Annotated in this window: 16 protein-coding genes; 7 read left to right on the top strand and 9 right to left on the bottom strand. The window is 73.5% G+C overall.

The window, feature by feature from the left end; genetic code table 11:
• Positions 1-4 precede the first annotated feature (4 nt).
• Together ACZ59A_RS36955 and ACZ59A_RS36950 are read left to right on the top strand one after the other, a co-directional pair.
• A complete protein-coding gene (locus ACZ59A_RS36955; protein WP_470968076.1) occupies positions 5-1,129 on the top strand; it encodes an N-acetylglucosamine kinase in 1,125 nt (374 codons plus the stop codon).
• 172 nt (positions 1,130-1,301) lie between these two features.
• Positions 1,302-2,303, top strand: a complete 1,002-nt coding sequence (locus ACZ59A_RS36950; RefSeq protein ID WP_470968074.1) for a hypothetical protein — start codon at positions 1,302-1,304, stop codon at positions 2,301-2,303.
• Between the two features lie 129 nt (positions 2,304-2,432).
• On the opposite strand, the gene ACZ59A_RS36945 is transcribed toward ACZ59A_RS36950, so the two are convergent.
• Together ACZ59A_RS36945 and ACZ59A_RS36940 are read right to left on the bottom strand one after the other, a co-directional pair.
• Positions 2,433-3,476, bottom strand: coding sequence for a lactonase family protein (locus ACZ59A_RS36945; protein ID WP_470968071.1), 1,044 nt, complete (start codon positions 3,474-3,476; stop codon positions 2,433-2,435).
• Between the two features lie 135 nt (positions 3,477-3,611).
• Positions 3,612-5,105: an FUSC family protein gene (locus ACZ59A_RS36940; protein ID WP_470968069.1), complete on the bottom strand. Its 1,494-nt coding sequence runs from the start codon at positions 5,103-5,105 to the stop codon at positions 3,612-3,614.
• A gap of 277 nt (positions 5,106-5,382) precedes the next feature.
• Between ACZ59A_RS36940 and ACZ59A_RS36935 the strand changes: the two genes are divergently transcribed.
• The 4 genes from ACZ59A_RS36935 to ACZ59A_RS36920 all read left to right on the top strand — a co-directional run bounded on the left by ACZ59A_RS36935 (position 5,383) and on the right by ACZ59A_RS36920 (position 8,283).
• Positions 5,383-5,886: an Lrp/AsnC family transcriptional regulator gene (locus tag ACZ59A_RS36935; RefSeq protein ID WP_470968066.1), complete on the top strand. Its 504-nt coding sequence runs from the start codon at positions 5,383-5,385 to the stop codon at positions 5,884-5,886.
• A gap of 147 nt (positions 5,887-6,033) precedes the next feature.
• A complete protein-coding gene (locus ACZ59A_RS36930; protein ID WP_470968064.1) occupies positions 6,034-6,525 on the top strand; it encodes a hypothetical protein in 492 nt (163 codons plus the stop codon).
• Between the two features lie 51 nt (positions 6,526-6,576).
• Entirely contained in the window at positions 6,577-7,278 is a 702-nt protein-coding gene (locus tag ACZ59A_RS36925) for an HAD family hydrolase (protein ID WP_470968061.1), read from the top strand.
• A 69-nt stretch (positions 7,279-7,347) separates the two neighbouring features.
• Entirely contained in the window at positions 7,348-8,283 is a 936-nt protein-coding gene (locus tag ACZ59A_RS36920; protein WP_470968059.1) for a D-alanyl-D-alanine carboxypeptidase family protein, read from the top strand.
• Positions 8,284-8,353: 70 nt separating this feature from the next.
• Here the strand turns inward: ACZ59A_RS36920 and ACZ59A_RS36915 are convergent, their stop codons facing one another.
• The 6 genes from ACZ59A_RS36915 to ACZ59A_RS36890 all read right to left on the bottom strand — a co-directional run bounded on the left by ACZ59A_RS36915 (position 8,354) and on the right by ACZ59A_RS36890 (position 17,667).
• On the bottom strand, positions 8,354-10,576 hold the full coding sequence (locus tag ACZ59A_RS36915) for a hydantoinase B/oxoprolinase family protein (RefSeq protein ID WP_470968057.1): 2,223 nt from the start codon (positions 10,574-10,576) through the stop codon (positions 8,354-8,356).
• Positions 10,577-10,602: 26 nt separating this feature from the next.
• Entirely contained in the window at positions 10,603-12,714 is a 2,112-nt protein-coding gene (locus tag ACZ59A_RS36910; protein ID WP_470968055.1) for a hydantoinase/oxoprolinase family protein, read from the bottom strand.
• 109 nt (positions 12,715-12,823) lie between these two features.
• On the bottom strand, positions 12,824-13,960 hold the full coding sequence (locus tag ACZ59A_RS36905; protein WP_470968052.1) for an XdhC family protein: 1,137 nt from the start codon (positions 13,958-13,960) through the stop codon (positions 12,824-12,826).
• The gene (locus ACZ59A_RS36900) at positions 13,953-16,091 is read right to left on the bottom strand and encodes a xanthine dehydrogenase family protein molybdopterin-binding subunit (protein WP_470968050.1); all 2,139 of its coding nucleotides are present in this window, start codon (positions 16,089-16,091) and stop codon (positions 13,953-13,955) included. The genes ACZ59A_RS36905 and ACZ59A_RS36900 overlap by 8 nt, the downstream gene beginning before the upstream one ends.
• Complete coding sequence (locus ACZ59A_RS36895; RefSeq protein WP_470968048.1) at positions 16,088-17,080, bottom strand: FAD binding domain-containing protein; 993 nt, start codon at positions 17,078-17,080, stop codon at positions 16,088-16,090. Before ACZ59A_RS36895 ends, ACZ59A_RS36900 begins: the two co-directional genes overlap by 4 nt.
• Complete coding sequence (locus ACZ59A_RS36890) at positions 17,077-17,667, bottom strand: (2Fe-2S)-binding protein (RefSeq protein WP_468046882.1); 591 nt, start codon at positions 17,665-17,667, stop codon at positions 17,077-17,079. Before ACZ59A_RS36890 ends, ACZ59A_RS36895 begins: the two co-directional genes overlap by 4 nt.
• A gap of 196 nt (positions 17,668-17,863) precedes the next feature.
• On the opposite strand from ACZ59A_RS36890, the gene ACZ59A_RS36885 reads away from it, so the two are divergent.
• Positions 17,864-18,442, top strand: coding sequence for a TetR/AcrR family transcriptional regulator (locus tag ACZ59A_RS36885; RefSeq protein ID WP_470968045.1), 579 nt, complete (start codon positions 17,864-17,866; stop codon positions 18,440-18,442).
• A 10-nt stretch (positions 18,443-18,452) separates the two neighbouring features.
• On the opposite strand, the gene ACZ59A_RS36880 is transcribed toward ACZ59A_RS36885, so the two are convergent.
• Complete coding sequence (locus tag ACZ59A_RS36880; protein WP_470968043.1) at positions 18,453-19,241, bottom strand: LysR family substrate-binding domain-containing protein; 789 nt, start codon at positions 19,239-19,241, stop codon at positions 18,453-18,455.
• Positions 19,242-19,280 lie beyond the last annotated feature (39 nt).

The raw sequence follows: 19,280 nt of genomic DNA, 5'->3' as shown, positions 1-19,280 counted from the left end.
GCCGGTGGGCGATACGGCACATGTACTCGGGATCGACTCGGGCGGATCAGGCGTACGGGTGGGCGTGGCGTGCGCCGGAGCCCCGCTCGGCGGCACCGCGGAGACGCCGCTGACCTGGGCCTCCCCCACCCCCGCCGCCGTCGGCGACCGGGGCATCGACGCGGCCGGACTGCTGGAGCGGGTGCTGCCCGCCGCCCATGAGCTGCTGCGCCGGGCCGGGGCGTCGCGCCCGGCCGCCGTCTGCGTGGGCGCCGCGGGGATGGCCTCGCTCGGCGACGATCTGCGGGCGACGCTGCCGGGCGCGCTCGCGGCGGAGTTCGGGGTGCGCCGCCTCGCGCTCGCGGCCGACGCGGTGACCGGCTATGCCGGGGCGCTCGGCCAGCGGCCCGGCGCGGTGGTCGCCGCGGGCACGGGCCTGATCGCGCTGGGCGCGGTGCCGCTGCCCTCGGCCGGGGACGCGGCCGGTGACCGTACGGGCGGATCGGGCTGCCCGGACGACCATACGTCCGGCGACCATACGTCCGGCGACCGCGCGCCCGGGTGGCGGCGGGCCGACGGCTGGGGGCATCTGCTGGGCGACTGCGGCGGCGGGGCGTGGATCGGCCGGGCCGGCCTGGAGGCCGCGATGCGCGCGTACGACGGGCGCGCGGGCGGCTCAGGGCCGCTGCTGGCCCGGCTGGAGGCCGTCTTCGGCCCGGCCGCCGAGCTGCCGGGGCAACTGTATCCGCGCCCCGACCGGCCCGCCGTGCTGGCCTCGTTCGCGCCCGAGGTCGGCCGGTGCGCCGCCGGGGCCGATCCGGTCGCGGAGGCGATCCTGCGGGACGCCGCCCGCCACATCGCCGAGGCCGCGGAGGCGGTCTCTCCCCGGCGCGGCACCGCCGCCGTCTCCACGCCGGAGCCGGGTGAGGTCGCGCTGACCGGCGGCCTCTTCCGCATGGGCGCGCCCCTGCTGGCGCCCCTGCGCGCCGAGTTGGCCGCGCGGCTGCCGGGGGTCCGGGTCACCGAGGCGGCCGGGGACCCGCTGGACGGTGCCCTGCGCATCGCGGCGGCGCTCGCCGCCGGGGAGCTGCGGCTGCCGCTGGACGCGGGGCTGCTGAGCGTCGTCACCGAGGATGAACGACGGCCATGACCGATGGCCGGGACGGCTGTTCCGGATTACGAACACTCTATCGGCTGTACGAGCAGCTCTGTTCGCCCCCCGCACAGCAACGAACAGCAAGGCTCGGCAAAAGGGGACAGAAAACGCCCAGTCGCACCCCTCCCGAACAGCCAACCCTATAGAGCGACTAACATGCGGCGCCATGAGCTCCCCCACAGGGCCCGCGTCCGGCCTGCCTGTACGAATGCCGCGTCCCCGCCAGCCCGGACGGCACCGCCGCCCGGAGCCCGCGGCCGCACCCCTGGGCGCACCGCCGCTGGTGCTGGCCGTTCCGGGCACCCCGGAACCGGCCACCCGGAGCCTGGCCGAGGAGGTCGTGAGCATCGCCCGCTCCGAGCTGCCCGGCCTCGACGCCCACGTCGGCTATGTGGACGTGGAAGGCGAGAACGAGGAGTTCCCGCAGCTCGAGGCCGTGCTCGCGCGCGCAGCCCAGGACCGCAGCGAGCGGCTGCGCCAGGCGCGGGAGGCCGCCAAGGCCGACGCCGCCGCCACGGCGCAGGCCATCGCCGAGGCCGAGGCCGCGGGCGAGGAGATCCCGGAGATGCCTCCGCCGCCCTCCATCCCGACCGACGGCCCGGCGGCCGTGGTGGTCCCGCTCCTCGCGGGCCCGGACAACGCGCTGCTGCGCCGGATACGGCACGCCGTCATGAACAGCGGCTCCGCCGCCGAACTCACCGACGTCCTCGGCCCGCACCCGCTGCTCGCCGAGGGGCTGCACGTCCGGCTGTCGGAGGCGGGCCTCGCCCGTGCCGACCGGGCCCGCCTCTTCACGGTGGCGACCGCAGCGGACGGCATCATCCTGGCCACCGTGGGCGGCGGCGAGGCGGCCGACGCCGGTGGGATCACCGGCATGCTGCTCTCCGCGCGGCTCGCCGTGCCGGTGATGGCCGCCGCGCTGGACGAGGACGGGGCCGTGGTCCGCGTCGCCGAGCAGCTGCGCTCCGCCGGTTCGGCCCGGCTCGCGCTCGCGCCGTACCTGATCGGCCCGGAGGTGTCCGCCGACCTGACCAAGGCGGCCGCCGAGGAAGCGGGCTGCGCCGCGGCAGAGGCGCTGGGCGCCTACCCGGCCGTGGGCAAGCTGGTGCTGTCGAAGTACGCGGCGGCGCTGGGCATCACGCTTCCGGCGTCCTCGGGACTGCGCTGAATCGTCCCTCCGGCCGAGGTGCCTGCGACGCGCGGGGCACGCCGCCCCGCGCACGGCCCACGCCCCGCGGCCAGTGCCCCTGCGGCCGGCGCGCCGAGCCGTCAGCGCGCGATGCGGTCAGCCGAGCGGTCAGCCGAAGAGCACGCAGGACGCGGCCGGTGCCTCGATCGAACCGGCGCGGCTCGGCACCCCGGTGGTGGGGTCGAGACCGAACCAGGTGACCTCGCCCGAGCGTTCGTTCGCGACGTAGAGCCAGCTGCCCGAGGGATCGAGGGCCAGATCGCGCGGCCAGTAGCCGCCGCAGGGCGTGGTGGTGACCAGCTCCATGCGGTCGCCCGGGGTGTCGAGGGCGAGCGTCGCGACGCTGTCGTGGCCGCGGTTGGCGACCCAGACGAAGCGGCCGTCCGGGGAGACCACCGCCTCGGAGGGGAAGGTGGCGGTCTCCGTGCCGGGCGGGACGACGCGGGTCTCGCCGAGCGGTTCGAGGGTGCCGGACGCCGCGTCCCAGCGGCACACCGTGACCGTCGGGTCCAGCTCGTTGACGACGTACGCGCGGTCGCCGCGCGGGTGGAACGCCAGATGGCGCGGCCCGCTCCCGGCCCGCAGCCGGACCTTCCGGTGCGCCCGCGGCCCGGCGGGCTCGTACACCCAGACCGCGTCGGCGCCGAGGTCGACGCTCAGCAGCCAGCCGCCGGACGGGTCGGGCAGCACCTGGTGGGCGTGCGGCTCGCTCTGCCGCTCGCGGTCGGGGCCGCTGCCCTCGTGCCGCAGCACCGCCGAGGGTTCGCCGAGCCCGCCGTCGTCGCGGACGGGCAGGGCACTGACGCTGCCGGAGCCGTAGTTGGCGGTGAGGAGATGCCCGGCGACGAGCGCGAGATGGGTGGGCGCCGCGCCGTGCACGGGGACCGGGTCGCCGAGGAGGGTGAGCGGCCTGGAGGTGTCGCCGCCGGTCCGGAAGGCGGCGGCCCCGCCGTCGTCCGTCTCGCTCACGGCGTAGAGGACGTCCCCGCCGGGTGAGAGCGCGAGATACGAGGGGTTGACGACCTCGTCCGTGGCGTACCGCGCGGTCAGCGCCCCGGTGCCGCGGTCGACCTCCGCGACGGTGACCCCGGCTCCGCCCGCCTCGGTGAACGACCCGATGTACGCCCTGTACGTCCGTTGCTCCGTGCTCACCGTGCTGCCTCTCCAGCGGTTCCGCTTGCGGCCGACGCTAACAGCCCGGCCCGGAACAGGACTCTGGAATGGACGATTCCGCGCTGGACGCGCCGTCAGGGCGCCCCGGTTGGTCGAACTGCCACCGCGGTCCCCTCAGGCCCGCACAGGGGCGCGCAGCGGGTCCGCGAGGCCCGTCAGGGCGGCCTCCAGGTCGTGCAGATGGGCCAGCGCCCGGTCCGTGGCCGGGTGGTGGGGCGACGGCCCGGAGGCGGGCGCGGGGGCGGCGGAGGACGGGACGACGGGGGCGGTCAGACGGCTCACCGCCGCCTCGACCCGCGCGCACGCCGCGGTCAGCCGGACGTCGTGGGAGGCCACCGGGTCGGCGGCGAGCGCGGCGAGGCCGTGCGCCTGGCGGGCGCAGTCGTCGAGGGCCAGCATGACCTGCCGGGCCCGGGCCCGGCGGGCGCGCAGCGGGCTGAGCGGGTGCAGCAGCGGGGCGATCGACATCCGCAGGCCGCTGAGCGCCTCCTCCAGCTGGGCGACGTGGGGCGCGGGGTCCGCGGCCGGGTCGCCCGCGAGCCGCCGTGCGGCGTCGGCGGCGCAGTACCGTACGGACTCCAGCGCACGCCGGACCCACGCGTCCGTCGCGGCGTGGGTGGTCACCGGGAGCACGAGCGCCACGGCCAGGGCCGCCCCGGCCGCGCCCACGGCGGTCTGCTCCAGCCGCAGCGCGAGCAGCCCGGGGTGCAGCACGCCGAGCAGGCCGTACAGCAGCCCGGCCATCAGCGTCACGAAGAACACCATCCAGCTGTATGACAGCGGCGCGGTGTAGAAGATCCCGAAGACGCACGCGGCGACGAGGACGGCGGTGGGCCCCGGGGCCCCGTGCAGCGGTACGGCGACGGCGAGCCCGGCCACGATGCCGCTGACAGTGCCGACGACCCGGCGGAAGCCCCGTACCAGCGTCTCGCCCCGCGAGGCGGTGTTGACGAAGATCCACCAGGCGGTGCCGACGGCCCAGTACCAGCGCTCGCCGGAGAGGGCCTGGCCGAGGGCCAGCGCGAAGGCGCAGGCGGCGGCCGCCTGGAATGCCAGCCGGGTGGCGGGCCGCGCCAGGCCCCGCCTGCCGGGCGGCGCGGACGCGGCGGCGGGCGCCCCGGGCGTGCGCCGCTCGACGCACCACAGGCCGAACCGGACGAACGCGGCGACCGCCACGCCCATGGGCACCGCCACCGCCAGCACGGGCAGTTCCCGCCACCCGGCGTCCAGGAACTGCGCCGCGAAGAACATCATGAACGCGAAGATTCCGAGGGCGTTGCCGCGCGGCCCCCACCGCCGGGCCGCGACACCGCAGAAGACCACCGCGAGAAACGCGGCGTCGCGCCCGGGCGGAACCGGGTGGGTCACGGCGGCCAGCGCCAGCACCGGGAGGCCCACGGCCGGGAGCAGCGCGGTGGTGACGGCCTGCCGCCCTACGGTCGGGTCCCCCACCGTGAAGAGCGCGAGGAGCGCCGCGAGCCCGCCCACGACCGCGGCGGGCAGGGACAGCCCGGCCCACGCCACGGCGGCGACCGCCGAGCCGACGCCGAGGGCGCCCCGCGCCGCGATCCGCAGCCGCCGAAGCCCCGGATCCGGAGCCGCGAACACCGTCGCGCACGTCCTCGCCACCGTCCGGCGTGGGGACGTGATCCGTCCTCGAAAGTCGCGCAGCACCGCTGTGACCTGTTCCCTTTCCCCTCCGGGCATGACAAAGGCGCTGCGGGGACCCGGAGGCGGCTTCCTTGCCGTCCGGCGCAGCCCAGCGCAACGCCATCTGCCGACAAGAGAAGCACCCCGCCACCATCGGCTCAAGCGATCTCCCTTCCGCTGAGCCATTGGTACAGTCGCCCACCGGAGAAACCGACCACGAGGGAGCCGATGGCCCATGCCCGCACCGGGGGACGCGGTGGACGCGCTCGACGCGAAGATCCTGCGGCTGCTGCTGGAGCAGCCGCGCACCAGCGTGCGCGAGTACGCCCGACTCCTGGGCGTCGCCCGCGGCACCGTCCAGGCGCGGCTGGACCGGCTGGAGCGGGAGGGCGTGATCACCGACTACGGCCCGTCGCTCTCCCCCGCCGCCCTCGGCCACCCGGTGCTGGCCTTCGTGCACATCGAGGTCACCCAGGGCCATCTGGACGACGTGGGCGACGCGCTGGCCGCCGTCCCGGAGATCATCGAGGTGTTCTCGACCACGGGCGCGGGTGATCTCCTGACCCGGGCCGTGGCGCGGGACAACGAGCATCTAGAGGACGTCGTACAGCGGCTGATCCGCCTGCCGGGGGTGCTCCGCACCCGCACCGAGATGGTGCTCAGGGAGCGCGTACGCCACCGGATGCTGCCGCTGATCGACGCCGTGGGACAGACCGCGGGAACCCGCCGCCGGTCTTGATCACGTCGTTGAGTGGAGTCGTTCATGCCCGGCTACCAGAAATGGCAGGAGGGCTTCAACCACGGCAGCGGGCCCACGGCGGACATCAAGGAACGGATGGTCTGGACCGAGCGCATCGATCCGGCCGAGCACTGACAGGCTGATCACGTGACAAAGGCCAAGAAGCCAGGATGCTTCCGGAAACTCTGGCGCAACTGTCTGTTCCGGTTCACGCTCATCGGACTGATGTGCCTGATATTTCCGGTGGGGTGCATCGGCGTGCTGAACGCCGTGTCGGGCGAATGCCTGCAGCCCAACGCCAAGGTGTCCGAGAGTGTCCTGCCCGGGGCCTACCGAGGCCCCGACGGCATGCGCGTCACCCTCCATCCCAATGGACGGTTTGAGGTACGCCACTGGAAGTACGACCCGTTCCTGGACGACGAACGCCGCTTCCACGGCCGCGGCTTCTGGGCCTACGAGGCGACAGAGGCCACCAACGGGGAGCTCATCCCCGAAGTGGAACTGAGCTTCGCCGGGGGCGGCGACAAGGACGTGCCGACGGAGGACCAGCGCCTGGTAGTCAGCGGCACTCCGCAGGAGCCCGTGCTCTTCGAGCAGGACGACCCCGACAGCTGCCCCGACGCGGAGTTCCGGCGCTAGACGATCATGCCGGGTGCGGTGCGCCGGTCCGTACCCGGCATGCTGGTGCCCATGAATGTCAGCACTTCCGCACCGCGCCTCCCTTCCGTGATCTTCGACCTCGACGGCACGCTCGTGGACAGCGAACCGAACTACTTCGAGGCGGGTCGGCGCACGCTCGCGCAGTACGGGATCACCGGCTTCACCTGGGAGGAGCACACCCGGTTCATCGGGATCGGCACCCGCGAGACGCTGGAGACGCTGCGGGGGCGGTACGCGATCGACGCGCCGGTGGACGAGCTGCTCGCCGTCAAGAACGGCCATTACCTGGATCTGGTGCGCACCTCCACCGCCGTCTTTCCCGAGATGCGGGCTTTCGCCGAGCGGCTGCGTTCCGCCGGGCATCCGATCGCCGTCGCGTCCGGGTCCTCCCGGCCCGCGATCGAGGCGGCGCTGACCGCCACCGGGCTGGACACGCTGCTGCCGCTGTACGTCTCCGCGGAGGACGTCGGGCGCGGCAAGCCCGAGCCGGATGTGTTCCTGGCGGCCGCGCGGCTGCTGGACGCGGATCCGGCCGACTGTGTGGTGGTCGAGGACGCCGGGCCGGGGGTGGAGGCGGCGCGGCGGGCCGGGATGCGGTGCATCGCCGTGCCGTACCCCGGGCACGCCGCGGCCGGGGGCTCGGCGTACGACCATGCCGGGCTGATCTTCCCCGGCGGGCAGGGGGAGTTCGACGCGCGGGCGGCCTACGACTGGGTCACATCGGGGAGTTGAGGCCTCACCCTTATCCGCCCGGTGAGACGATGCCAGCGCCCATCCATCATCTGAGGAGAGCGAAGGCGTATGGGAAGACATCGGGGTAACGCGGTCCGCCGCTGGGGAGCGGCGGTCATCGCGTCCACGGCGGCACTGGCGCTCGCCGCACCGGCCGCGCAGGCGGCACCGGCCGCCGCCGGGCCGTCCGGCATCGGTGCCAAGGGCGCGTATCTGCTCGACAGCAGCGCGAACAAGAAGCTGTGGAGCAAGAGCCCGGACACCAAGCGCCAGATGGCGAGCATCACCAAGCTCATGACGGCGGTCGTGGTGCTCGACACCCGGGGGGTGAACCTCAACAAGAAGGTCACCGTCAAGCAGGCGTACCTGGACTACATCAGGACCAGCGGCGGCAGCGCGGCGGACCTGAAGAAGGGCGACAAGCTCAAGGTCAGGCAGCTGCTGTACGGCATGCTGCTGCCGTCCGGCTGTGATGCCGCGATGGCCCTCGCCGACACCTTCGGCAGCGGGAGCACCACCGCCAAGCGCACCAAGTCGTTCATCTCCAAGATGAACAAGAAGGCGAGCGCGCTGGGGATGACCAAGACCCGGTACGACTCGTTCGACGGCATCTCCACGCACGGCGCCAACTACACGACCGCGCGCGACCTGTCGAAGCTGGCGCGGCACGCGCTCGGCAACGCCACGCTCCGCACGGTGGTCAAGTCGGTCGAGACCGAGCAGAAGGCCCCGGCGGCCAACGGCCGGACCAGGACCTACTACTGGAACAGCAGCAACAAGCTGCTGGGCTCGTACAACGGCGCCATCGGCATCAAGACCGGTACCGGCACCGCCGCGGGCAAGTGCATCGTGTTCGCCGCCAAGCGGAACGGCCGGACGGTCGTCGGGGTGCTCCTCGGCGACAGCAAGCGGTACCCGGACGCGAAGAAGATGCTCGACTGGGCGTTCCACACCCGCACCACGGTGACCTGGCGACAGCTTCCCGCGGGCACCTCGCAGGATTGATCACCCGCCACGCCCGGTGCCCCGGCCGGAGTCCGGCCGGGGCACCTCTGTGTCGTACGCCGCTCAGCGCTCAGGCGCGCGCGGCGAAGTCCCGCCAGGGCTTGCCCTCGACCGGCTCCGTGTCGACCCACAGGGACGTCACACAGTGCGGGCAGACGTAGGCGACGACGGTGAGCGCGTCGTGGACGCGTACGTCCCGGCCCAGGTCGTCCGGGCCGAGCGGCACGCGGCCCGCGAGACCTTCCCAGCCGTCCGCGAGGGAGCCGAGCCCGGCTCCGCAGTGGCGGCAGGCGGCGGACGGGCCGTCCGGGCCGGGGAACGTGCGCAGGGCGCTGCCCCAGCTTCCGGTGGGCTCCCCGGTGACCGTACGGATCCCCGTGGGCGCGGGGGTCCCGGCGGCCGGGGCGGTCATGCGGGCGCGGCGGTCCTCGCGGATCCGCTCCCGGCGGGCCTCCGTGGCGGGCTCGTCCACGCCGCCGTCCGGGGTCAGGGCGACTCCGTACAGCCGCGTGGCGGCCTCCGGGGTCACCGCGTGGCGTTCGACGTCGGCGGCCACCCGGGCGGGGTCGCGCAGCAGCGGGTCGCCGTAGCCGCCGCCGTTCTGGACGGTGCATTCGAAGACGTCGCCGTGGGCGATGCGGGCCGCCGGGGAGACGCCGGGCAGCGTCTCGTGGGCGCCGTCGAGGTCGCCGAGGCGGGTGATGGCCTGCCCGCCCGCGAGCCGGTCCAGCGGCTCGGCGGAGGTGACGCGCTCGAAGCGGGCGCACGAGCCGGGCAGGCCGCCGAAGAGGCCGGTGCGGTTCGGCAGCGAGACGCCGTGGGTGCCCAGGACGCCCGTCACCTCCGGGGTGTCGATCGGGGTGAGGGCGAACTGGATGCCGTTGCCGCCGCGGTAGGTGCCCGCGCCGCCGGAGTCGGGGACCTGACGGCGCCACAGGTACATCAGCGGGTGCCGCATCTCCTGCTGTTCGACGTCGGTGGCGCCGCCGCCGAGGATGACCATGGCGCCGCCCGCGTCGACCCCGTCGCGGAAGGAGAAGGCGGGCCCGCCCCACATCAGCGAGTCCATGTACATGGAGGCGAACGGCTGTCCGTGCTGGTCGGCGCCGCCGAACTGGCTCAGCTGCCAGGACCCGTCGCTCGGGCCGAAGGCGAAGCTCTCGTAGCGCTCGGAGAAGCTGAGCATCTTCGCGATGGCGCCGCCCGCGGAGCAGGTCGCCGTCCAGTTCGCGCCCGCGGCGCCGCCGCTGACGGGCATCGGCTCGACGGCGGTGACGCACAGCCCGTCCGGTGCCTTGACCTCGACCGGGCGCATGATGCCGTGGTTCCACGGAATCTCCGAGCCGAAGGTGCACAGCATGAGCGTGGCCACGGCGCCGAGCAGCCCGCCGCGGGTGGTCATGCCGTACGCGGGGCTCTGCGGGCTGGCGTCGGAGAAGTCGAAGACCAGCCGGTCGCCGGACTTCTCCATCCGGCAGGGGACCTCCAGCAGTTCGATGCCCTGGTCGCCGTCGTCGCCCGAACCGTCCGGGCGGTCGAGGTACGAGGTGTGCTCGTACACCCCGTCCGGCAGCTCCTCCAGCATGGCCCGCAGATCGGCCTCGCTGTGGTCGAGGGTGCGCTCCATGGTGGTGCGCACCTGGTCGCTGCCGTAGCGGTCGCACAGCTGGTGGAAGCGGCGCTCCGCGACGCGCAGCCCGGCGAGGAAGGCGCGGAAGTCGTTGGCGACCGTGTTGGCCATTCGGGAGTTGGCGACGATGGTGTCCCACAGCTCCTGGTTGACGGTGCCCTTGCGGACGATCCGGCCCGGCGGGATCCGGATGCCCTCCTGGTAGACGTCGGTGGCGGTGGTGCACCAGCTACCGGGGTCCATGCCGCCGAGGTCGACCTGGTGGGCCATGCAGCCGAGCCAGGCGACGAGTTCGCCGTCCCGGAAGACCGGGCTGCAGAACTGCACGTCGTTCTGGTGCATCGCGGCGATGTACGGGTCGTTGATGATGAAGACGTCACCGGGCTCGATGTCGTCGTAGCGGCGCAGGAACTCCGTGATCGCCATCGCACCCGTGTAGACCGGGGTCAGCAGATAGGTGCCGATGACGGCCATCTCGCCGGTGGCCGTGTAGATGCCGAAGTTGTAGTCGGTGGCGTGGACGACCGGGGAGCCGGAGACGTGCTCGACGGTGGTGGCGCCCTCGGCGTTGATGGACCAGAGCTTGTGCCGGATCACCTCGTGGGTGACCGGGTCGACCGTCCCCGTAGCGGCGGCCGCGGTCGTGCGTGCGGCGGTGTTCATCGTTCCTCCTTGATCGGGGGCGCTGCTCACGGGCGGTTGTGGATGACGATGCCGCCGAGCCGGTCGACGACGGCCTCCTGGCCGGAGCCGATGACGACCGTGGTGTCCGGCAGCTCGACAATGGCCAGGCCGTCGAGGCGCAGGCCCTCGTGGAGGTGGTCGGCGCGGTAGACGGCGGCGTCGGTCCACTCGCCGCCGCTGAACACCCGCCGGGTGCCCGGAGCGGCCACGGCCCCGGCGCCCCGGGACGGCCGTCCGGTGTCGAGTTCGGCGCGCGGGACGGGGCTCGCCGCGACGACCCGGAAGGTGGTGATCTCCACTCCGCCCTCGGGGAACGCCGAGCCCTTGCCGAACCGGCCCTCGTAAGCGTCGATGAACCGCTCGACCATGGCGTCGACTTCGGCACCGGTGATCGGGCCGTTGTCGAAGCCGACGGTCAGCACGTGGATCTGGGCCCGGAACCGGATCTCGACGGACCGGGTGAAGGTCACCGCGTCCCGGTCGGCACCGGCCTCCACGAGCCCCCGCGCGGCCCGGTCCTGGAGGGCGGTGAAGGCCGCCTCGATCTCGTCCGGCGGCAGCGCGGCCCCGTAGTCGGTGGTGCCGGGCGGCGCCTGGAGGGGCTTGGACAGCTCCTCGACCATGGTCAGGTCCGAGCTGCCGATGCCGAACGCCGAGTGGACGGAGGCGGTGAGCGGGACGACGATCCGCGGGCAGCCCAGTTCGGCGCCGTAGCTGAAGGCGTGCAGGGGGCCCGCGCCGCCGTACGCGAACACGGCGAAGTCGGCCGGGTCGTAGCCCTGTTCCACGGTCACCTGGCGGACCAGGTCGGCCATCTTGGCGTCCACGATGGTCTTGATGCCCTCGGCCGCCTGCTCGACGCTCAGCCCGGTCGGCCGGGCGATGTGCTCCTCGATGGCGGCCCGGGCCCGCTCGACGTCGAGGGTGAGCCGCCCGCCGAGGAAGTTGTCCGGGTTGAGGTAGCCGAGCACCAGGTCCGCGTCGGCGACCGTGGGGCGCTCGCCGCCGCGCCCGTAACAGGCGGGTCCGGGGTGGGCGCCCGCGCTCTCGGGCCCGACGACCAGCACCCCGCCGCGTACGGAGGCGATGGAACCGGCCCCGGCGCCGATGGCCCGTACCGCCACGGACGGCAGGGCGAGCCGGTCGCGGCCGATGAGCGTGGTGTTGGACATGACGGGACGTTCGTCCAGCACCAGCCCGACGTCGAAGCTGGTGCCGCCCATGTCGGTGGTGACGATGTTGCGGTGCTGGTCGCGGCTGCCCAGGTACTGGGAGGCGACCACTCCGCCGACCGGCCCCGACATCACGGCCGCCGCCGCGCGCTTCTCCGCCTCGGCGAAGGTCGCGAGCCCGCCGCCGGACTGCATGAGCAGCGGCCCGGTCCGCAGGCCCGCCTTGGCGAGGGTGGCGTCGAAGCTGTCCAGCGACGCGCCCAGCAGCGGGCGCAGGCCCGCGTTGACCGCGGTGGTCAGGGTGCGCTCGTACTCCCCGATCCTGGGCAGGAACTCGCTGGAGAGCGTGACGCTCGCCCCGGGCACCTCCTCGGCCACGATCTCGCCGACGCGGCGTTCGTGCGCGTCGTTGGCGAAGGACCAGAGCAGCGAGACGGCGAACACCTCGGCCCCGGCGTCCCGCAGCCGCGCCACGGCGCGCCGCACGTCGTCCTCGTCCAGCGGGCAGACCACCCGGCCCGCGTAGTCGATGCGCTCGGTGACCTCCTCGGTCCGCGAACGGGGCACGACCGGGGGCTGTTTGACGAGCGTGCGGAACCGCTTGATCTCCTCCTCTTCGAGCCCGGTCCCCTTGAACCCGCGCATGGTCGTCAGGGTGTCCCCGAAGCCGCGGGTCTGGAGCAGGCCGACCTTCTTGGTGCGGCCTTCGAGCATGGCGTTGGTGGCGATCGTGGTGCCGTGGGCGAACATCTCGACGTCCATGAGCAGTTCGGCCAGGCCGACGCCGCGTTCCTCGGCGGCGTCGACCAGGGTGCCCAGCACCCCTTCGGCGGGGTTGTCGGGGACGGTGGAGGACTTGTACCGGCCGACCCGTCCGGTGTCATCGATCACGACAGTGTCGGTGAAGGTGCCACCGATGTCGGAAGCCACGTAGTACGAAGGCATCCGGGAAGGATCACTCCTTGATTTTCAGGCGATGGACGACGTGACGAGCCTTTCCGTCACGCCGGATCGCTGTCAATCCAGAAATGATCTTCGCCGGGTCCTCCGGGCGTCAGGCGGCCACGTGTGCTCCGGCCTCCCCGTCACGGTGAATCGGGGTCCCCGAGCCGGTCAGCGGCGCGCCCGTGCCGCCCCGTCTGGCCGCGACGATCTCCGCCGCGATGGACAGGGCGGTCTCCTCGGGCGTACGGGCGCCGAGGTCGAGGCCGATCGGCGAGCGCAGCCGGGCCAGTTCACGGTCGGTGAGCCCGGCCTCGCGGAGCCTGCGGGTGCGGTCCTCATGGGTGCGGCGCGAGCCCATCGCGCCGACGAACGCGACCGGCAGCCGCAGCGCCTCCTCCAGCAGCGGAATATCGAACTTGGCGTCATGGGTGAGTACGCACAGCACCGTGCGGCCGTCGGTCGCCGTGCCCCGCAGATAGCGATGGGGCCAGTCGACCACGACCTCGTCGGCCTCGGGGAAGCGGCCCCGGGTGGCGAAGACGGGGCGGGCGTCGCACACGGTCACGTGATAGCCGAGGAACTTGCCCGTGCGCGCCAGTGCCGCGGCGAAGTCCACCGCCCCGAAGACGATCATCCGGGGCGGCGGCACGCTCGACTCGACGAACACCGTCGGACCGCCCGGGAGTCCGGGCACTTCGGGCAGCGTGAACGCGCCGGTGCGACCCGCGGCCAGCAGGGCGCCCGCCTCGTCCGCCGCCGTACGGTCCAGCTCCGGACGGCTGCCGAGACCGCCGTGGTACGAGCCGTCGGGGCGGACGAACAGCGCCCTGCCGAGGAGTTCGGCCGGGCCCCGGGACACCCGGGCGACGGCGGCCGTCTCCCCGCGGGCGGCGGCCGACAGCGCCGCCGCGAACACCTCCCGGTCCGGCGCGTCCGCCCGTACCGGCGTGACCATGACCTCCAGCACACCGCCGCAGGTCAGCCCCACCGCGAACGCGTCATCGTCGCTGTAGCCGAACCGCTCCAGCACCGTTTCGCCGTCGCTCAGCGCCTGGCGGCAGGCGTCGTACACCGACCCCTCCACGCAGCCGCCGGAGACCGACCCGATGACCGTGCCCTCGGCATCGACGGCGAGGGCGGCGCCGGGACCCCGTGGCGCGCTGCCACCGACCGCCACGACGGTGGCGACGGCGAAGTCCCGGCCCTCCTCGACCCACCGGTTCAGCTCGTCGGCGATGTCAAGCATCCCCGTCCCCACCCGGGGCGGTGCCCGCCAGCAGAACGCGGTCGGGGCGGATCGGCAGGTTCCGGTGGCGCACCCCGGTCGCGTGCCAGACGGCGTTGGCGATCGCCGCCGCCGCTCCGACGATGCCGACCTCGCCGATGCCCTTGATGCCCACGGGGTCGTCCGGGTCCGGGTCGTCCACCCAGCCCACCTCGATCGGCGGCACGTCGGCGTGCGCGGCGACGTGGTAGCCCGCGAGGTCGGGGCCGACATGGCTGCCGTACGCCTGGTCCCGGACCGCCTCCTCGTGCAGGGCCATGGACAGGCCCCAGGTCATGCCGCCGATGAGCTGGCTGCGCGCGGTCAGCGGGTTGACGATCCGGCCCGCCGCGAAGACGCCGAGCATGCGGCGCACCCGGACCTCGCCCGTGGCGGTGTCCACGGCGACCTCGGCGAACTGCGCTCCGAAGGAGTGCCGTTCCTTCTTGGCGAGGGCGAAGACGGCCTCGGCGGTGTCCGACCGGGCGGTGATCCCCTCCTCCGGGATGCCGCCGCCGAGGGCCAGCTGCTCGCGCAGCTCCTTCGCCGCGGAGGTGACGGCCCAGGCCCAGGAGCGGGTGCCCATGGAGCCACCGGCGATCATCGCCTGGCCGAAGTCGCTGTCCGCGATCCGCATATGGATGCGGCCCGGCTCGACCTCCAGCGCGTCCGCGGCGATCTGGGTCAGCGCGGTCCGGGCGCCGGTGCCGATGTCGGCCGCGGTGATCCGTACCGTGAACGTGCCGTCCGCCTCGGCCGTCACCGCGGCCGTGGACGGCATGGCGTTCGACGGGAACGTGGCCGCCGCTGTGCCGGTCCCGAGCAGCCAGCGGCCCTCGCGGCGCAGCCCGGGAAGCGGGTCGCGGTCCGCCCAGCCGAACCTGCGGGCGCCCTCCTCGAAGCAGTCGAGCACCCTGCGGGTGCTGTACGGCAGCCCGGAGACCGGGCCCGCCTCGGGCTCGTTGCGGGCCCGCAGCGCGATCGGGTCCAGGGCGCACTTCTCGGCGAGTTCGTCGAGCGCGGACTCCAGCGCGAACGAGCCGGGCGCCTCGCCCGGCGCGCGCACGAAGGTCGGCGTCGGCACGTCGAGCGCCACCACGCGGTTGACGGTGTGGTGTGCGTCGGCGTCGTACATCGCGCGCCCGTAGTCGGCGCTGCGCTCGATGAACTCATGCACGGTCGACGTGAGGCTCAGGGCCTGATGGTCGAACGCGCACAGCCGCCCGTCCGCGTCCGCGCCGAGCCGGACGCGCTGGATCGTGGGGCTGCGGTAGCCGGTGACCGAGAACATCTGGCGGCGCGTCAGGACCACCCTGACCGGGCGGTGCAGGACGGTGGTGGCCATCACGGCGGCCACCTGGTGGGGGCGGACGCCCTTGGAGCCGAAGCCGCCACCGACGTGTTCGGACCGCACCCGCACCGAGCCCAGGTCCAGGGAGAACATCTTCGCCAGCTCGTCGGCGACCCACATGCTGCCCTGGTTGGAGTCGACGAGCTCCAGCCGTCCGCCGTCCCAGCGGGCGGTGGCCGCGTGCGGCTCCATCATGGCGTGGTGCTCTTCGGGGGTCGTGTACTCCGCGTCCACGACGGCGGTCGCGGCGGCGAGTCCGGCCGCGAGGTCCCCCTTCTCGGTCTCCGCCGACGGGTCCTCCGGCTTGCGCGCTCCGGGGTGGTCGGCGGAGAACGCGACGTCGTGCGGCTCCTCGTCGTACCGGACGACCAGCGCCTCGGCGGCCTCCCTGGCCTGCTCCGGGGTCTCCGCGACGACCAGCGCCACCGGCCAGCCCGCGAAGGCCACCCGGTCGGTCTGGAAGAGCGTGACGGTCGGGTCGGGCTTCCCCAGCAGGCCGACGTACTCGCCGTCGACCTGGGGGGCGTTCCCGTGGTGCAGGACGGTGAGGACGCCTGGCATCGCCTCGACGGGCGCGGACTCCACCGAGCGGATGCGGCCACGGGCGATAGTGGACACCACGAGCCAGCCGTGGGCCAGGTCGGCGAAGGGGATCTCACCGGCGTAGCGGGCCGCGCCGGTGACCTTCTCCCGGCCCTCCACGCGGGTGTGGGCGGCTCCGACGGACGGAGTGACGGCGGCGGTTCCGGTCGTCGTGGTCATCGGACGGCCTCCTCGGAGAGTTCGGTCAGCATGGCCACGACGAGGTTGCGCATCAGCGTCACCTTGTATCCGTTTCCGGGCAGTGTCCGGGCGGCCGCCAGTTCGGCGTCCGCGGCGGCGGCGAACGCCTCGGCGGTCGCCGGTCCCCCGGTCAGCGCCTGCTCGGCCGCGTGGGCCCGCCACGGCCGGGAGGCCACCGCGCCGAAGGCCAGGCGCACTTCGTGTACGACACCGTCCCGGACGTCCAGGGCGGCGGCGATCGAGCCGATGGCGAACGCGTAGGACGCGCGCTCGCGCACCTTCCGGTAGCGCGAGACGGTCGCGACCGGAGCGGGCGGCAGGGTGATGCCGGTGATCAGCGCGCCGGGCGGCAGCGCGGTCTCCAGGTGCGGGGTGTCCCCCACCGGCAGATAGAACGAGGCGAACGGCAACTCGCCCGGCCCGTCGGCCGTTTCGTAATGTACGACGGCGTCGAAGGCGGCCAGCGCCACCCCCATGTCCGAGGGGTGGGTGGCCACGCAATGCTCGGAGGCGCCGAGGATCGCGTGGTTGTGGTTCTCGCCCTCGATGGCGGGACAGCCGCTGCCGGGGACCCGCTTGTTGCACGGCTTGGCGAGGTCGGTGAAGTACCCGCAGCGGGTGCGCTGGAGCAGGTTTCCGCCGACCGTGGCCATGTTGCGCAACTGGCCGGAGGCTCCGGCCAGCACGGCCTGGGCCAGCGCCGGGTAGCGGGACCGCACATCGGGGTGGGCGGCCAGATCGCTGTTGGTGACGGTCGCCCCGATGCGCAATCCGCCGTCCGGCGTGGCCTCGATCCGGTCGAGGGGCAGGTCACGTACATCGATGAGGCGCGCGGGCCGCTCCACCCCGGTCTTCATCAGGTCGACCAGGTTGGTGCCGCCGCCGAGGTAGCGCGCGTCGGGGTCGTCGCCGAGCAGGGCCACCGCCCCGGAGACGTCGTACACGCGCTCGTAGCCGAATTCCCTCATACCGCTGCCTCCGCATCCGTGGCGCCGATCCCGTCACCCGAGTCGCCGGGTGGCGGCTGTGCGGCCTCCGCCGCCTGTGCGACGGCCTCGACGATCGAGACGTACGCGCCGCAGCGGCACAGGTTGCCGCTCATCCGCTCCCGGATCTCCTCCGCGGTGAGCGGCTGCACTCCCGCCTCGGGGCGCACGTCCTGGGTCGCGGCGCTCGGCCAGCCCGCCGCGTGTTCCTCGATCACGGCGATTGCCGAGCAGATCTGGCCGGGGGTGCAGTAGCCGCACTGGTAGCCGTCGAGGTCGAGGAACGCCTGCTGCACCGGGTGCAGGTCCTCGCCGTCGGCCACGCCTTCGATGGTGGTGATGACCCGCCCCTCGGCGGCCACCGCGAGCTGGAGACAGGAGACGGCCCGGCGTCCGTCGATCAGCACGGTGCAGGCACCGCACTGACCTTGGTCGCAGCCCTTCTTCGTACCGGTCAGATCAAGACGCTCGCGCAGCGCGTCGAGCAGGGTGGTGCGGTGGTCGACGGGCAGCGTGTGCTTCTCGCCGTTGATGTTCAGCGTGATGGCGCTGGACGTCGATGGGGCCATGATCAGCCTTCTTTCGCGTAACTGGTGCGCGAGGGTCTGCGATGGGCTGGGGAGATATACGACAGGGACCGGCCATGCGCACTGGCTGGTTCTACCGGTAAGGTAGCCCTAAGCGGACAACTGTCCGGCAGGTATGAACTTATCGGACAGCTGTCCGGTCATCAAGGGCGGCCCGGCGATTCCGGAAGGAGGACGAGTGCCGGAGAGGAAGGACCCACGCCTGCGCTCGGACGCTCAGCGGAATCGCGAGCGCATCCTGGCAGTGGCACTGGCGGAGCTGACGTGCTCGGCGGACGCCCCACTGAGCGCGATCGCCAAGAAGGCGGGTGTCGGACAGGGAACTTTCTACCGCAATTTCCCCAACCGCGAAGCCCTTGTGCTGGAGGTCTACCGCTACGAGGTGCAGCAGGTCGCCGACACCGCGGCCCAGCTGCTCCAAAGCCGCGCACCGGACCGGGCCCTGCGGGAGTGGATGGACCGCCTCGCCCAGTACGCCATGACCAAGGCGGGTCTGGCCGACGCGCTGCACAAGGCCACCAGCGCGCACGGCGGCCTGGTCAAGCTGGGCCGCGGCCCGCTGACCTCGGCCCTCACACTGCTGCTCACGGCGAACGAGGAGGCGGGCACCATCCGCCCCGGCGTCACCCCCGACGACTTCATGCTCGCCATCGCCGGACTCTGGCAGATCGATCCGCACGGGGACTGGCAGGCGCGCGCCGGGCGGCTTCTGGACCTCGTCATGGACGGACTGCGCGCCGGTGCGGCGGGGCGCTAGCGGCGGGTCGTCAACGGCGGGGCTTGCCGCGCTTGCCGCCGCCCTTGGGAGCGCCGCCCCTGGGAGCGCCGCTCTTGGGGGCCGCGGAACGGCCCCGCGGGTTCTTCCCGGAAGCCTTTCCCGACGCCGCCTTCCCCGACCCCGGCTTGCCCGCCGCGGGCTTGCGCTTCGGCTGCGCCGGAGGCTGCGTACGGCCACGGGTGCTGTTGACGGTCCGGCCGCGGACGATCCCGATGAAGTCCTCGACCTGGTCGGTGGTCGTGTCCTCCGGCCAGGACAGCGCGACGCTCGACTCGGGCGCGTCCGTGACCGGCCGGTACGCGAGGTCCCTGCGGTGGTGCAGCCGGGCGAGCGACTGCGGCACGATCAGCAGGCCCACTCCGGCCGCCACCAGCTCGATGGCGTCCGCCGTCGTGGCGGGGCGCTCGATCGCGGGCCGCCCCGGCGGGCGCTCCCAGCCGAGCACGTCGTCGAGGGGGTGCAGCACGATGTCCTCGGCCAGATCGTCGACGGTCACCTCGTCGACCGCCGTCACGAGGTGGTCCTTCGGCACCACGACCACCGTGGTCTCGGTGTAGAGGGGGATCGCGCTGAACACCGTACGGTCGACCGGCAGCCGCACGAGTCCCGCGTCGGCGCTGCCGTCCCGCAGCGCCCCGGGCGCTTCGGCGGCGGATACCGGGACGAGGGTCAGGGGGACGTCGGGCAGGCGCTCGTTCCAGATCCGCACCCACTTGGCGGGCGTCGCCCCCGGGACATACGCGAGCCGGAACGTAGGGGATTCTTCCGAGCCTGTCACCCCGCCAGGCTACCGGTCGCGCGGTCCGAGGCCGTGGTC

The organism is Streptomyces sp. NPDC040405 (genome assembly GCF_055595765.1).
The sequence above is the reverse complement of the archived record's forward strand: the minus strand, read 5'-3'. Positions and strand labels throughout refer to the sequence as shown.